Annotated in this window: 9 protein-coding genes; all 9 read right to left on the reverse strand. The window is 45.2% G+C overall.

Going from position 1 to position 14,839, the window contains the following annotated elements; translation table 11 throughout:
- Position 1 precedes the first annotated feature (1 nt).
- Entirely contained in the window at positions 2-877 is an 876-nt protein-coding gene (locus MHI25_RS25405) for a sugar ABC transporter permease (protein WP_081382489.1), read from the reverse strand.
- A gap of 4 nt (positions 878-881) precedes the next feature.
- Entirely contained in the window at positions 882-3,254 is a 2,373-nt protein-coding gene (locus MHI25_RS25410) for a DUF5696 domain-containing protein (protein ID WP_340394558.1), read from the reverse strand.
- A gap of 18 nt (positions 3,255-3,272) precedes the next feature.
- The gene (locus tag MHI25_RS25415; protein ID WP_076303280.1) at positions 3,273-3,887 is read right to left on the reverse strand and encodes a YIP1 family protein; all 615 of its coding nucleotides are present in this window, start codon (positions 3,885-3,887) and stop codon (positions 3,273-3,275) included.
- Entirely contained in the window at positions 3,884-5,374 is a 1,491-nt protein-coding gene (locus tag MHI25_RS25420) for a hypothetical protein (protein WP_340394559.1), read from the reverse strand. The genes MHI25_RS25415 and MHI25_RS25420 overlap by 4 nt, the downstream gene beginning before the upstream one ends.
- 11 nt (positions 5,375-5,385) lie before the next feature.
- The gene (locus MHI25_RS25425; RefSeq protein ID WP_340394560.1) at positions 5,386-6,246 is read right to left on the reverse strand and encodes a carbohydrate ABC transporter permease; all 861 of its coding nucleotides are present in this window, start codon (positions 6,244-6,246) and stop codon (positions 5,386-5,388) included.
- 1 nt (position 6,247) lies between these two features.
- Complete coding sequence (locus MHI25_RS25430; protein WP_052097291.1) at positions 6,248-7,213, reverse strand: sugar ABC transporter permease; 966 nt, start codon at positions 7,211-7,213, stop codon at positions 6,248-6,250.
- On the reverse strand, positions 7,210-10,140 hold the full coding sequence (locus tag MHI25_RS25435; protein ID WP_340011189.1) for an extracellular solute-binding protein: 2,931 nt from the start codon (positions 10,138-10,140) through the stop codon (positions 7,210-7,212). The genes MHI25_RS25430 and MHI25_RS25435 overlap by 4 nt, the downstream gene beginning before the upstream one ends.
- Before the next feature lie 167 nt (positions 10,141-10,307).
- Positions 10,308-11,744 (reverse strand): extracellular solute-binding protein, encoded by a 1,437-nt coding sequence (locus MHI25_RS25440; RefSeq protein ID WP_340394561.1) that lies wholly within the window; start codon positions 11,742-11,744, stop codon positions 10,308-10,310.
- Positions 11,745-11,819: 75 nt separating this feature from the next.
- Positions 11,820-14,393, reverse strand: coding sequence for an alpha-L-arabinofuranosidase C-terminal domain-containing protein (locus MHI25_RS25445; RefSeq protein ID WP_340394562.1), 2,574 nt, complete (start codon positions 14,391-14,393; stop codon positions 11,820-11,822).
- Positions 14,394-14,839: the final 446 nt, after the last annotated feature.

Below are 14,839 nucleotides of genomic sequence, written 5' to 3' on the forward strand. Positions count from 1 at the left end.
TCTACTTCCTCCCTTCGGTGGCACCGAGCGACTTGCTGAATAACAGGAAGACCAAACCCAGAACCAAGAAAATAAACACAAAATAAATCCAGCCCATCGCTGAGCCATATCCAAAATCATTATTCTTAAAGACGACATTCAAAATATGACTCATGATTTGATTATCTGCCTTCGTGAATGAGCTGACGATACTAAACAATGTGTTTACGAGCATCATCGGCATAATCATCGGGAAGGTGATTTTCCAAAAGCTTTCCCACGCGGTTGCTCCATCACATTTGGCCGCTTCATACAGTGAAACAGAAATCGTCTGTAACCCCGCTAGAAAAATCAGAATTTGCACGCCAGAATCCCACATCACCAGCGTTAAAGATTCTGCATATTTCAGCAACGACTTCAAAATGTCGCCGGGGATAAAGTTATGGAGCTTATCATATAAATCCTGGTTATAAAAAATCGGTAAATTTGCGGCACCCTGATCCATCAATTTGCCCAGGATCGCCCCTGAAGCAATGATGACCGGCAAAAAGAACACGCCACGAAAAAAGGTTTTTCCTACGAGTCCGCGATTTAGCAGAATCGCACAAAAGAGCGAAAAGATAAGAATTAACGGAACCTGAGTCACCGTCGACACCATCGTCGATTTGAGCAGAGGCAAGAAATTAACATCTGTAGTAAAAGCGGCGCGATAATGCTCCATCCCAACAAAAGTGGCCAGTAAGCCGCCTTTGCTCACTTGGAGATCCTGAAAGGAATAATACAAGGAACGGCCCAGCGGAACAGCCATAAACACCAGAAATCCGACCAGCCACAGGCCGATGAAGGAATATCCTTCAACGAAATAACGCGCTCGCATCGATAGCTTTGATTTTTTCACTTCATCATCCTCCTGTTACCGCATAGCTGAATGCCTCGACGGTCTGACCAGACACGTCAACAGACTGCTCATTATAGTTGACTATAATGCTCACACCGTTTGCATAAGTCGTCCGAAAGACTTTACTTTGCAGCTGCTCATGATTCGTCATTTGCTGGTTGCTAATGCTGTCATAGACCTCTTTCAATGCGAGATAATTCTGCACAGAAGGTGCCAGCCAGTTCTCAAGACTAGAGCTGAACAGCCGGTCTGCCATGGTTCTCTGAAGATCGCTAGTCGGAGCATAAGTTAATTCATAACTTGGAAGGGCTCCATATTCCAGCGCCCGTAAGGTTTGGTTACGGGAATCATCGTACAGATTAACCGGGCTTGCTGTATAAGGCACTAAGCCGTGTAACACTAGTTGATAAAAAGGAATCGCCCGATCTGTATAGACAAATTGACTGGAGTCGAGCGGAACTTGATCAATCCGGTTCACATGTCCTAATGTATAGGCAAAACCATAATCTACTGCCGTGTTAAGCTCACCCTTACGGAAGTTATCCAATGCATTAACATAAGTATCTTCTGTAAGCTGGCGGTCCGTATTGGATTTATTATCCTCATCGGAGTATAGCAAGCTTCCAAAGTGTTCAAACTGTACACCCTTCACACCCAGATCCTGAAACTTGCTTAACTCAGCATTACTGCGTTTTGCGATAACACTAGGTTTCATTAAATAGAAATAATCATCCGTATTCCACCGGGTAGAGAGATAATAGACATACTGCTTCAAGACTTCACGATTAATACCGCGGACAGCATCTCTGCTTGTCTTCACGCCGTTGCTATCTTGGAAAGGTTTCACGTAGTTAGCTTTCAAATAAAGATTTACGCCCTTGCCTGCGGCATATTCCTGAAGCTCTTTAAGTCCCTTTTTGCCTCCCAGCTTCTTCTCAACAGGGAATTGTTCTGGCTGGTTTCCGTATAAACCATTTTTGGACCATCCCTCGATCGTAATCTCTAGCTGAGTAACACCCTCTGCCTGATATTGATCAATCATGTCCTTGATTTGTTTAAACGTAGCTGCTTCTATAAAAGTTGAACCGATGACTTCATCACGTGAAATCCCACCGAGCACTTGAAGATACAATGGCGTGTTCTCAAGAACTACTTCCTTGACCTTTTTCTCTTCCATTAAGTAATTACGGTATTCCTTCGCCATCCCAACGTAGTTAGCTTCCTCGCCTTGAAGCAGAACATAACGTACGCTACGATCGGTTTTGATCATCTCACCCTGATAATAAGGAATTTGGCCGGAATTGCCGACAAAAATAACATCATCCTTGCGCAGGGTAAATTCACTTGATGCTCTATAAAGCGAAATAGCGCGAATGCCTGATGGAACACCGTTGATTTTAGCGTCGGTATCTCCCTTAGTAACAATTGCTAAATATCCTGTGTCTCCCTGATAGATCCCAAACACTGGCAAGGCGATAGCTTTTTTAAGAGGTGCCGCCTTTTGCCAAGAGTTATCCGTAATTTCATGATTTTGTTTCACAAAGGTTTCGTCCCCGCCGTAAATGTATTCAGAATAACCTTTCAAATAAGCGGGATGATCTTTCCGAAACTCCAGCAATGCCCCTGAACCATCTGGAAGCATCATTGCCCCCTCTGCATCTTCTCTAGCCGCATGAAAAAATGGCAGCACCTCCAGACTCGTGAATTTCGCATTCCCCTCTTCCTTCAAATACTCCTGTGGAATGGAAGCCTCAAATCCATTAGCAGTCAGTCTGTACTCCAGAGCAAAAGAAAGCTTCAGGCTAATAAAAGCAAACTCCGCGCGGACGACATCTTGCTCAATCGTTACGGTAACCGTGGAGTCTTCATCTTTAAGTGGGTAGACCTGTGTAATGTCAGCCCCCTGTGTGTATCTGGCATAAATTGGCGCGGTCGTATATTTCTTAATATTTGGCATGGCTGTTCGCTCCAGCTGTGGAGATCCAAGCCACTCCTTGTTTGTGATTTTGTCTGTGATGCGAAGATTTCCCGATTTCTCATCTACATATAAAATATAGCGTTCGTTCTCCAATGCTTTTGTTCCAGGCGTGACCGGCTGTAGCTCAACCTTCTGTACAGGTGCTGCTACAGCGGCTGGAGCCTGCTCTTCTACGGGAGCCGTGGTCTCCTTTTCTTGCACAGAAGTGGCCTGCCCTTCAGCTGGTTCAGTCACCACCGATGTTTGCTCTTGCCCAACCTCTTTGCTTTCTTCAGCCTGAACAGACTGCGCAGCGGTGGACGGATCGGCGGAACTGTGTAGGGGTTGAACATTTATCACTGCGAACAGCATCATCACAACAATACAGAGAATGCCCCGCACTTTAACTTTTTTTCTCATCGTGTTACCTTTCCCTCCTTACGCGCGCAATCTCAACTCTTTGAGCAGATCGACAATAAATGAAACAAATTGATTGGAAATACCAAACAGCAAAATGCCTACAAACCAGATAATGGCGATCCCTATTACACTGATTATGGTGATAAAAATAACCTTTCGAATCTCAAAATCATGCAGGATCTTCACCTTCATTAAAATCAACCAAGCCACCCAAAGAATCACAAACTTGTGCAGCAGATTGAAGGTTGAAGCCTCATCCAGCGAAAGGATCAACGTTAGCAGTGTGACTGGGATGATAAAGAGCATGTATGGAACAAGCGCAAAGGCACTGCCCACAAAAATCTCTTTAAATTTCCCCTCACCATCCATAATCGTACTGACACCCCAGTTCGAGATACACCAGGTCAACCAAGGAACGATAAGCCAAATAAACTCATGAAACATAGAGATTTCATGCGGCTCTCTAGTTTGAAAAGCATACCCTGTAATCAGAATCGAGATCATTCGTGCCACAAAGGTCAGTAGAACGATGGCAATCCCCTGTATCCAGCGGATACGCTGCTTACCCTGAATATCGTTATAGAACTGATAAGGATGAACTACAACCTGATGAATCATTCGCAAAGTGTTCATCCAATCTCCCCCTTTGCCGGGTCCAATACTGCCTTGTTTCCTCTATACAGCCAGGCATGGAATCTCCGGTATAATCTCGGCGCACTCCAGAACAGTACTAAGAACAGTCCAATTCCGCCGGCGAAGAAATAAGTAAAGTGCTCCCGGATATACAATTTACGATATTCGCGGAAAGCGGATGAATAGTCAGCTTTGGAATTTGAAAGCTTGAAATAGCTCATAGATTCCTTATATTGCTCTGCTTTATAAAGCGCTTTGCCGATAGCCTGATAAGCCATATCATAATTGGCGTTTAATCGCAGCACCTCTTGCCATAAGGATTGCGCTTCGTCATAGCTGCCATCTACATATAGCAAAGATGCCTGATGAACCAAATCCGCAAACGGCGTGGTCCGGAAGCGATCGATTCTGCCCCGTCCTTTATCCACTACATAGATGAGACCATCAGCGGTTTGATCTACGGCGGAAGGAGTCACGAAGAGTCCATTCTGATCCCCGATCCCGCCGAAGCTGAATAACAAATTCCCCAGCTTGTCATATTGAAAGACTTTACTGGACTGCAAATCCAGCGCGGTTATAAACCCGTTCTTATCAATACTGATTCCCATAAAGGAAGCCATACTGAATGGACCCTCGGAGTAATAATCGCCGTACCAGCGTTTACCAATGTTCAGCGTATCTACGCCTACCGGAGATAACCGTTTGATCTGGTTATACTCTTCGCCCAGGGTTGTGCTGTAGATAAATCCTTCTTCATCCAGATCCACGTTGGAGAACTCAGAAGGTTTAACCGTCGCCAGCTGGTTCTGCTGCTCTTTGGTGGCCACCAGCTTAATTAAGAGTCGTGTCCAGGAGAAGCCTACATGGTTCGCTCCATAGAACCCCTTGAACTTACCGCCCGAGTCAATTTGCAGCAACCCCTGCGTGTTACCATCGCTCACCACATACATATAATCACGCTTATCTACAACTAATTTAGAAGGAGAATAAGAGAAATTAGCACCCAGTAATGGGCTATCCGGTTTTAGAAACTCTTTTACGAACTTTCCATTTTTATCAAAAATAGCAATACGCGCGTTTTTTGTATCTGCTACATATACCGTTCCATCCTCTTTCACGAATACACCCTTCGGCTCCTGCAGCTTGCCGCTGCCTTCCGTATCGCCGATCAGATTTAGCAGACGACCGTCCTTATCCATATGAACAATACGGCTATTGCCCGTGTCTACTACGTAGAGTGAATCGTCATCACTAATAAAGAGAGATTCCGGATTTTTGAAGGACCCCGTATCTGTTCCTGTTGGATCGATAGAAGAATCGTAGAGATAACCATTAATCGAGCGGACCTCATTGCCGGACTGATTCCACGTATACCCCTCATACGGGGCTTCGCCAGCTAGTGCCTGCCCTGGAAGCAGCAGCACTGGCAGTGTCAGCGTCACCAGTAGCCCTGTTAGCAGCATTTTTTTCATATTGCGTCCTATCATCATTACTCCCCCTATTCCTTCAGCCCCGAATGGGCCATTGTCTGAAGCACCATCCGCTGCGTTAATATAAAGACAAGAATAGTCGGGAGAATCATCAAGAAGCTTGCTGCTGCCAAAGTACCTACCCTAGCAACGACTCCGGCTCCACCACTGATGGTTTGGATGGCAAGCGGCAATGTCTTCATTTCCTGAACAGTCGTATACACCATTGAAGGATACGGATCATTCCAAGCAGAAATAAAGCTAAATAAAGCAAAAGTCGAAATCGCCGGCTTAAGCATTGGCATCACAACCACCCAGAATACCTTCCATTCTGAAGCCCCGTCTATGCGGGCCGCCTCTAATAAAACATCTGGAAGCTGCCGCAGGAACTGGGTCATAAGAAACATTCCCATCGGTGCAGCCAGATAAGGTAAGATCATTGCAAAATACGAATTCATTAATCCGCTGCGGCTAATCAGCAGATATTGCGGAATTTGCAATACTAAAGGTGAGAACATCAGCGCCGCCACAATCATACTAAAGATAGCGCTTTTAAATGGCATATTGTGCTTGGCAAGCGGATAAGCCGCCATTGCTGAAATTAAGACACCCCCGACCACAATCCCCGATGTAACGACCACGCTATTGAAAATAAACCGTGAGAACGGCACCGCCGAAGTTCCGGTAATTAACAGCAAATCACGAAAGTTCACCAACGTCGGATTCACTACGAAAAACCGCGGTGGGAACAGGAATAGTTCGCTTGTTGGTTTTAAAGCAGTCACTGCCATATAGACAAGTGGCAGCAGCATAATTAGGCCAAACACCGTTAAGAACAGATATAAAAAGATGCCGCCATAGTCAATACGCCGTAAATTTATTTTGTGCATCCTAATCCCTCCCCAGCACTTTGAAGATGAGACGGTTGAGCCCAAGCATCAAAGCGAACAGTAATACAGCAATCGCTGACGCATATCCCATCTCAAAGCGGATAAATGCGTAGTCGAACAGATGCGCCATAATCGTATGGCCTGCATAAAGGGGACTCGGAAATCCAACAAGCCGCATACTGACGTCAAATACGGTAAGCGAACCGACCACCTGCATCACCGCACCGAATAATAGCTGCGGTTTGACGCATGGAATCGTAATGTACCATAGCTCCTGCCAGCGGTACTTGACCCCATCAATTGAGCCAGCTTCATATAAATCTGTCGGTACATTTTGAAGTCCGGCCAGAAAAGCAAGGAAACCTACCCCCATACTCATCCATAAGGAAACTATGATGATCACCGGTACGATCGAATCTACATTTTGTAGAAATAAATAAGGTTCATTGATAATCCCCAGCTGAATGAGCCAGTGATTGAGCAACCCCTTGCGGTCTCCGGCGAACAAATACAACCAAACCACGGACATTGCTACTGCACTTGTAATCGATGGCACATAGTAGCATAGGGTATAGAAAAAGCGGAACTTCTGCGGAATCTGGCTAATCAGCCAGGCCAGCAAGAAGGCCATAATATAACCTATCGGACCTGTAATAATGGCAAATTTCAGCGTAATCCCAACAGCTTTAAGAAAGATATCATCGTCTACAAACAACAGCTTATAGTTAGAGAAGCCAATGAATCTCGGTGTCTCAATAATGTTGTAATAGCTGAAGCTTAGAACGACGGACATGATAATAGGAACAATAGTAAAAACGGTGAATAGAATCAGGAAAGGGGCCAAGAAATAATAGGAAACTTTATTTTTCTTGATATCTAACCAAAGCTGAGTCCATTTCCCGGGAGTTTTCGTCGGCTGCATCTGTACGGCTTCGTTCTGTGCCGGTGTAATTATTTCACTACTCATTTCTGACCTCCTTCCTCTTTGGCGCTTGAAGTCTGGGAAGTTTCAATTCCGAACTCTTCGCGTTTCTTACTGAGCTCTTTATTGATTTCACGCACACCTTGCTCCATCGCCTCCCGCGGGAATTTACCGTTGAGCACAATTTCATTCCAGATGTTGGCGATATGCCGGGTCGTGTAATATCCTCCAAGCACCACTTCGCGCTCTTTAAACCACTCCCACTGTTCCATAATGGCGTCGATATCATCTTGCTGCCACGGCAGACGTTTGAGTGCTTCAACATTGGCTGTATTCCAACGAGCTTCAACACCCAGCAAAGACTCAAGCTCTGAGCCGAAGTTCTCCTGTGCATCCGCACTGGTCCACCATTTCAAGAACTCCCAAGACTCTTCTTTCATATCCGTATCCTTAAAAATAATTCCTGTCTGTGCAAGCCCGCCTGTAGAACGGTTAATCTGTCCATCTGCTTGTTCAATACCCGGCATTGGTTTCATGCCCCACCAGCCTGTCAATTCAGGTGCGGCAGTAGATAACAGAATGTATGTGGAATAATCAGCAACGCCGATTGGCATCTCTCCAGAACGGAAACGGTTATAGAAATCCGCTTGTTTCTGCAGCTTGTAGTTCGTAAAGAGTCCCGTCCACATTTTCATAGCTGTCAGTGCTTCTGGTGAATCCAGATCAGACAACATCCCATTATTCTTATAGAAATCCCCGCCATACTGGAATAAGAACGGCGCAAACTCATTAATGGCTAGACTCGGATTGTTCGGGGCATGTGGATAATAGAAGTCCATCCCGTTTTGTTGCAGCACAGGAATCAGTTCCATAACCTCTTGCCACGTATTCGGAATATCCTTCTCGCTAATGCCCAGCTGTGCCATAATATCTTTCCGGTAAAAGAGCATCGTGAAGTTCTGATTCTCCGGCAATGCGAAGTCTCCGTTATCATACTTATAAGGAATCAGTGCACCCGCTCTGAAACGTTCAGCAACCTCTTGATAATCTGAGAATTCATTCAGATTCACGAGTGAATTCCGCACCGCGAAGTCAATCGGCACTTCACCCTCAACCCCCAGTGCCACATCGGGAGCAAGTCCGGCAGTATTGGCTAATAACAGAATCTGCTTCTGATCCGCTGCAAGCGTAGGAATAATATTGACGTTCACCTTGATGCCCGTGTTTGGTGTAAAGTCCTCATCCACCATTTGCTTAATGATCTCCGCCCAATCACGTCCACGAGAGATCCAGACATCCAGCACCTTTTCATTTTTGTACGTATTCCCTATGCCGCTGTAATCCTTTGTAAAAGAACTAAAGAAGTCATACGTCATCGTCCCTACACGGGTATACCAAGGAGCCGCGTCTTTAGGCCATGGCTGATCTTCCGACTTCACTTCAATATAGTCCATTACAATACTCTGCTTCATTAATCCGTTGACCCATAAGCCAAGCGATGACTGCAGATCCGTAAATTGCTGAAGACGACCTGGAATACTTGAGGTATCCTTCGCCATTTCCAGGAACCGATCACGTGCTTCATAAAGCGTACTCAGCTCAGAGCTTCCATCAGCAACGCCAAAAGCATACATATCCTGCACAGCATCATCCAACGTCCGCGCCATCAAATGTAAACGTGGCACAAGATTAGGAATGTTCTGCTCCAGCTGCCAATCCCCGTTTGGATCAGGGTTCGTTCCCGTTACCTGCGTGATTTCACGTCCCAAAAGAGACATTTTATGTGTAGTGTTCAGCACAGCTTCAATCATTCCGCCTACACCCGATACTTGAACTTCCATCCGCAACGTATGCTTGCCTTGTTCGAGATAAAAGAAGTATTCTCCGTCCTCATTTCCCAGCTTGTTTACTTGCCATTCCGCTTTGTAAGGGAATTTCAAGGCATTCAGCTCTTGGAACGGTACCTCGCCATCAATCATAATCCGGCGTTCCACCGGTATCCCGTTTAGGAACCACTGGCCGTAACGAATTGCGATATTGTAGAGCCCTGACTCAGGAATCTCGAAATCCCATTCCGCCCATTGTCCACCCGTACGCCACCCGACACCCCCAAAACTATTAAGCACAATAGCATCTTTGTTAAAAGGTTCGGTGAGTGGCTCCCGGTCCTCGATCCGCTTCAGCGTTGGATCTGAACGAAGGGAGGATTCTTCTGCCTGAATTTTGATCACTTGATTCTGAACAGGCTTGTAACCCTTATTCTCATACTCCTGCTTCACTTCCGCATAAGTCGGGAGCGGTTCTGGAGAAAATATTCTCAGTTCACTAAGTGCAGCCGGTTCCCGGATGGCTTCCAGCTTCACCGTATGCTCCCCTTTGGTTAGATAAAAGCGAAAGGGATCCGCAGTTCTGGCCTCGGCATCTCGAAACTCCCGATATTGCCAGCCTGTTACCTCTTCCCGCTTGGGATTAAATTCATTCCCTTGATTGTCCAGCCATGGCTCTGCACTTTCCTTCCACATCCGCTGGAATTCCATTTTTTTTACTTGAGAGAATAAATACTCCCCATCAATCTTTACGCTTCGAATGATCGAGGATCGTTTACCAGGAAGGGCATAATACTCCATCCCCATCTGATATAACCCATCTGCCGGAACCGTAAATGTATATTCCACCCAGCTATCCTCTGCTTTAAGCGCTAGTACCTTGCCGGGTTTTCCACCAAGATCCGTCATTACCTCTGTACCTTCAGCACTAATGGCCGTATAATCCGCCGAAGGAATAGCAAGCGTAAAATCCGATGAGTCCTTTGCTCCATCCTGCTGTTTTTCCTCGTAATAGCTTAAGTAAGAGGCTTCGAGTTTTGAATTCACACTATCGCTTTCTAAAATAGAGCTTTCATCAACATCCGCATAAACGGGGATGCCCTCCATCGCTGAATTATCAAACCCTCGTGATTGATTCCACCACACTAGGGAGACTCCTAAAAGTACCAGTAACAACAAACTAATCTTATATTTTCGCAGTATGCGTAACACGCATCGGTCTCCTCCCATCTTTACGGGCCTCTCGGACTTAAGTGAATACAAGCAGGGCAGCTCTGGCAATTGCAGGCTGCCCCTCCTGTTATTAGATTTCCTTACGGCTGCATTCCCATTGCCTTTTTAAAGGCAGCAATTTCTTTGGAAGCTTGCTTCAAGACATCATCACCAATTTTTTGAATAGCCGTCTTGGAATCTGTGTTCTTAGCCAGTGCATCACCGATCGCCGCTATAAAGATTTCCCAGCCCTTGTTATCTACTGGTGTAAGGTGTTTGACTGGAATATCGTTGCTTAATTGCTCATATAGTTTAAATTCCTCTTGCCCACCCAGATATTCATTTTTAGTGTTTGCGTACCAATCAAGACTGGAAATATCCTTGTAACCCGGCTGAATGGAATGTTTTGTCCAAATTTTCCAAGCATTTTCACTTCTCATGCTCCACTGAATGTAAGCCCATGCCGCTTCTTTATTTTTGCTTTGCGAAGGAATAACAAAGCTTGAGCCGCCCATTCCCACGTTAATTCCTATTGGCAAACGGGTTACCTTCCATTTTCCGGCAAGCTCAGGGAATGTTTCCTGAAGTCCGCGCGCTCCAAATGAACCCGATACGACACCAACTAAATCACCTTTCAGAACTAGCTGTTTACCTTCGTCTGAGCCATAACCGATATGAGGTGCCCAGCCCAGCTGTTGTCCACGTTTTGTAATATCAAGAACTTTCACCATTTTGTCCGTATTACGTGTCCAGTTCATATCCTTATCAAAGTAGCCGACTTCATCTCCTGCCCATACGATCGGGCCATCGCTCCACTCCATGAAATATTTACCGTTAGCTTTCAAAATTTGAGCCAGGTTCAAGAGATTCTCTTCATCTTGCATGTATTCACCAAGCTCAGCAGGATCACTTGGCAATCCAAGCTCTTCAAAAATGTCTGCACGGTAGTAATAAACCCCCGGTGTCATATCCCAAGGCATACCAAGCAGCTGTGAGCTGTCCGGTGTCATCCAACGTTCCCAGTTATATGGAGCAACCAGATCTTTATATTTTCCAGCGTTATAAGGCTCTTCCAAAAGATTCTCCAGCACATTGCCCGCCATATAACGATTCAACTGGTACATTTCGACTTCTGCTACGTCCGGTGCCCCGCTACCTGCGGCGATTGTCGTTTGCAGCTTGTCATGCAGGTCGCCAAAGGGCATAACTACCGTCTTCAGCTTGATTCCAGGATATTCAGCCATAAATGCAGCGCCGACTTCCTCGAACACTTTTTCATTAAAGGCCCAAACGGTAACCTCACCTTGAATATCTTTGCTTGGCAGGTCGTTGGCAGGATCTGCTGCTTCCGTGCCCTCAGTAGCTGTTGCATTGGTTGGCTCATTAGCATTATTAGTTTTTTCATTGTTCGTTTTACCGTTGTTAGCTGCATTTTGATTCGTCGTTGAGCTTCCAGCGCTGCTACAGGCTGACAGAATAAGCACAAAAACCATTACCATACATACGACTAAACTGCTCGTTTTTCTTTGCGAAATCATAACCTAACCTCCCTCTTAAATTGAACAAATAAATGCTTGTTTATAGTGAAGGAGTGAACCTCCCTCCGTGACCGGCTATTTCCCCCCTTCCTTTAGTCTTAACACGGTCACGGAATATTTCGGGAATTCAAACTCCAGACTACCTTTGTCTACACTTACCTTTTGAGTTACAGGTGCCACCTTGTCAGGTTCAGCGAAGCTATTCTCAGCATTTAAATCGTCTGACTGAAGTACGGTAGCTGTTCCTTCCAGACTTGATGTGGCAAGTCCGGCAAAAGAAACATCCGTGCGCTGAGCAGTGTCACCCGCATTAACGACTTTAACGATCAACTCACCTGTGGCAAGATCACGGCTCGCAGTTTGGAACAGCGGCCCTGCTGGACTTTCATCGTTCACCTCTTGTATAAGCTCATCGTCGAGATAGAGCCGGATATTAGCACCTGATAATTCAATGCGGATATCGTACAATTTCCCAGTCTCAATCCTTACAGGAACCGTTCTTCCGATGACTGCTCTTGTTCCACCTACTGATTTTTCAATCGCGCTCTGCGTATTTCCCCAGCCGCCAAGATTCCACCAATAGAAGTTACCTTCATCTTTAGAGCCGAACATAATGAGCATGCCTTCTGCTCCGCCAGTCTTTTTCGCCTTAAGAGAAAGTGTATAATCACTCCATGAAGTCTCACCGGCAACTGCACGAATATCAATATCATTAGAAGTCTGCTTAAAAGTACCCTTGGATTGTTCCCAGTCCCCATTGTTTAGAGTCCAGGCTCCGGAATCCTTCTTGAAATGATCTTCAAAAAGAACGTCATCACCTTTCGCTACTCGTACATCGCTGTACTCTACCTGGGTGGCCCAAGTCCCCAAACCAATTCCACCTTGAATGGATTGCTTACCGGAGGTTTCTTCTTGACTTAGAGCCACAAGTGAGGTTGGAAGAACTACATCCCCCTTATTGCTTCCGAACATCTGCTGCACATGATAAGAAGGTGTTCCGTAGCTAGTCGATGAATCAAACACAATAGCGTCCGGGTTCCAAGTACGATCCTTCGTATTCACAAACAACGGGGCATAAGAGGACATTTTTACGATATCAGAATTCCGTTCCATGCCCATCATAAAAGCGGCCTCGCCGATTGCAGCGTTCAGATTGCCTTCTCCGGCACCCTTGGTTACCGCATACTCACCAACATAAATCTCAGGACCACTCCGGTCATAAGTATCGTATCTGTTCGAGTTGCTGAGGAACCATTCAGAGGTTTCATAGTAATGCTCATCAACCATCTCGATAGGCTCACCTTCAACTGCCGCATTGGCAATGAGATGAATCTCTGGATACTTCTCTTTAATTGCTTTATAAAACAAGCCATAACGCTTAATATATTCACTCATCTGGAAATTGTTTTCGTTACCAATCTCTACATATTTCATATTAAAAGGCTCCGGATGACCATTGGCGGCTCTTTGTGCCCCCCATTTGCTAGTAACCGGTCCGTTTGCATATTCAATGGCGTCCAGCGCATCTTGTATCCATGGCTGAATTTCACTGACTGGAACGGTATTCTGCTTGGCTATAGGATCTCCGTTATGTGAAATCCCGATATAAGCTACATATAATGGTTCCGCTTTCAGATCTTCGGCCCATTGCAGATATTCGTGAAAGCCCAGCCCATCTGAGGAGCGGTAATCCCAATATCCCTTATGACCGGGACGCGTTTCAATCGGACCAATGGTGTTCTTCCATTGATAAGCATCAGTTGGCGTTTTCCCTTCCACAAAACATCCCCCCGGAAAACGAACGAATGCGGGTTTCATCGCAGCTACCTTTTCAGCCAAATCGATGCGAAGCCCATTCTCCCTGTTGTTCCAAGTCTCAGGAAACAAAGACACCATATCGAGATAAACAGTCCCTACATTGGCAGCAGAGATTACAATTCGTGCGTTTGCTACAGTACCTGTAGAAGTCAGTGTGTATGTATATGGATGCCATCCTTCTTTTAACTTATCAACGGTCTGTTCTGCATATAGCTCTTTGCCATCTGGGCTCTCTAACGTTATACGCAGTGGCATATTGTCCCCTGGCTCTGGCCGCGCATAGAAAGACAACTTGTAACTGGCATCCTTCGTCAAAGCAATCCCCCAGTAACCATTATTCACAGCAGATACCGAACCACCCTCGGCAGCTGATGATACTGTTAAAGCCATTGCCTGGGTCTGAGCATCGTTCAAAAGCTTACTGCTGGTCAGAGCAAGCTTCCCTTTACTCCCTCCTTTTTCATCAATCCACCAATTGAACAGTGTGACCGAACTATCCTCAAAGGAACGATTGGAAATCAGCTCTGCATATAGCCCTCCATCTCCCGCATGATTAATCTCTTCGAAAAAGGCTCCGTACAACATCGGGCTGATCTTAGCTCCCGGATTCCCCGTATCCACAGTCAACGTATATGCGGTTCCACTACTTGTGTTAGCTGCTGTCGCCGTTGGAAGAGTTTCCTTTCCCGCTTCACCCGTTGCTTCTTTGGCAGACTCCTGAGACAGTGTTGCTGGGTTTTCGCCCTTAGAAGCCCAATAATACGTCAGCCCGCCAATCACAATCACGAAAATCAGCACCGTAAGCCATAGCTTCCGTCCATATTTATTCAAAGATAATTCCCTCCAACTTTTTATTAGCGTTTTCATTTTTATGAAGTGAACAGATCCTTCCATTCGTAATAACTTAAAATCATTTCACAAAACCTAAATGAATCCGTTTCCATTGATAAAATACCATACTAAAATCGGGTTGTAAATAAATTAAACTAAACCTTTTTATACTTTTATGAATATAATTTCCAATAGTTTTGCAAGAAATTAAGAGATTTATTAGTTTTTTTAAAACAAATTCCCTCTTTTCATCTCACCATCTTTATATTTTTCTAAAATAAACGGGGGTTTACAGCCCTAAGTAAGTTTAATTTTCATTTTTTTCTTCATTTATTTTACTGTTTTATTTTTCCATTCAAATAATAATGAAACTAAAATTAATTGTATTGCCCCCAAAAAATCATATAAAAAAAGCTCCCCCTTGCCTAAACTCAGGCAAAGGAAAG

Origin of the sequence: Paenibacillus sp. FSL E2-0177 (assembly GCF_037992975.1) — a bacterium.
GTDB lineage: Bacteria > Bacillota > Bacilli > Paenibacillales > Paenibacillaceae > Paenibacillus_AQ > Paenibacillus_AQ odorifer.

Coding starts and splice junctions, on each gene's coding strand:
- MHI25_RS25410 (WP_340394558.1), bottom strand. CDS start 3,254: ATGAGAAAAAAAGTTAAAGTGCGGGGCATTCTCTGTATTGTTGTGATG.
- MHI25_RS25415 (WP_076303280.1), bottom strand. CDS start 3,887: ATGAACACTTTGCGAATGATTCATCAGGTTGTAGTTCATCCTTATCAG.
- MHI25_RS25420 (WP_340394559.1), bottom strand. CDS start 5,374: ATGATAGGACGCAATATGAAAAAAATGCTGCTAACAGGGCTACTGGTG.
- MHI25_RS25425 (WP_340394560.1), bottom strand. CDS start 6,246: ATGCACAAAATAAATTTACGGCGTATTGACTATGGCGGCATCTTTTTA.
- MHI25_RS25430 (WP_052097291.1), bottom strand. CDS start 7,213: ATGAGTAGTGAAATAATTACACCGGCACAGAACGAAGCCGTACAGATG.
- MHI25_RS25440 (WP_340394561.1), bottom strand. CDS start 11,744: ATGATTTCGCAAAGAAAAACGAGCAGTTTAGTCGTATGTATGGTAATG.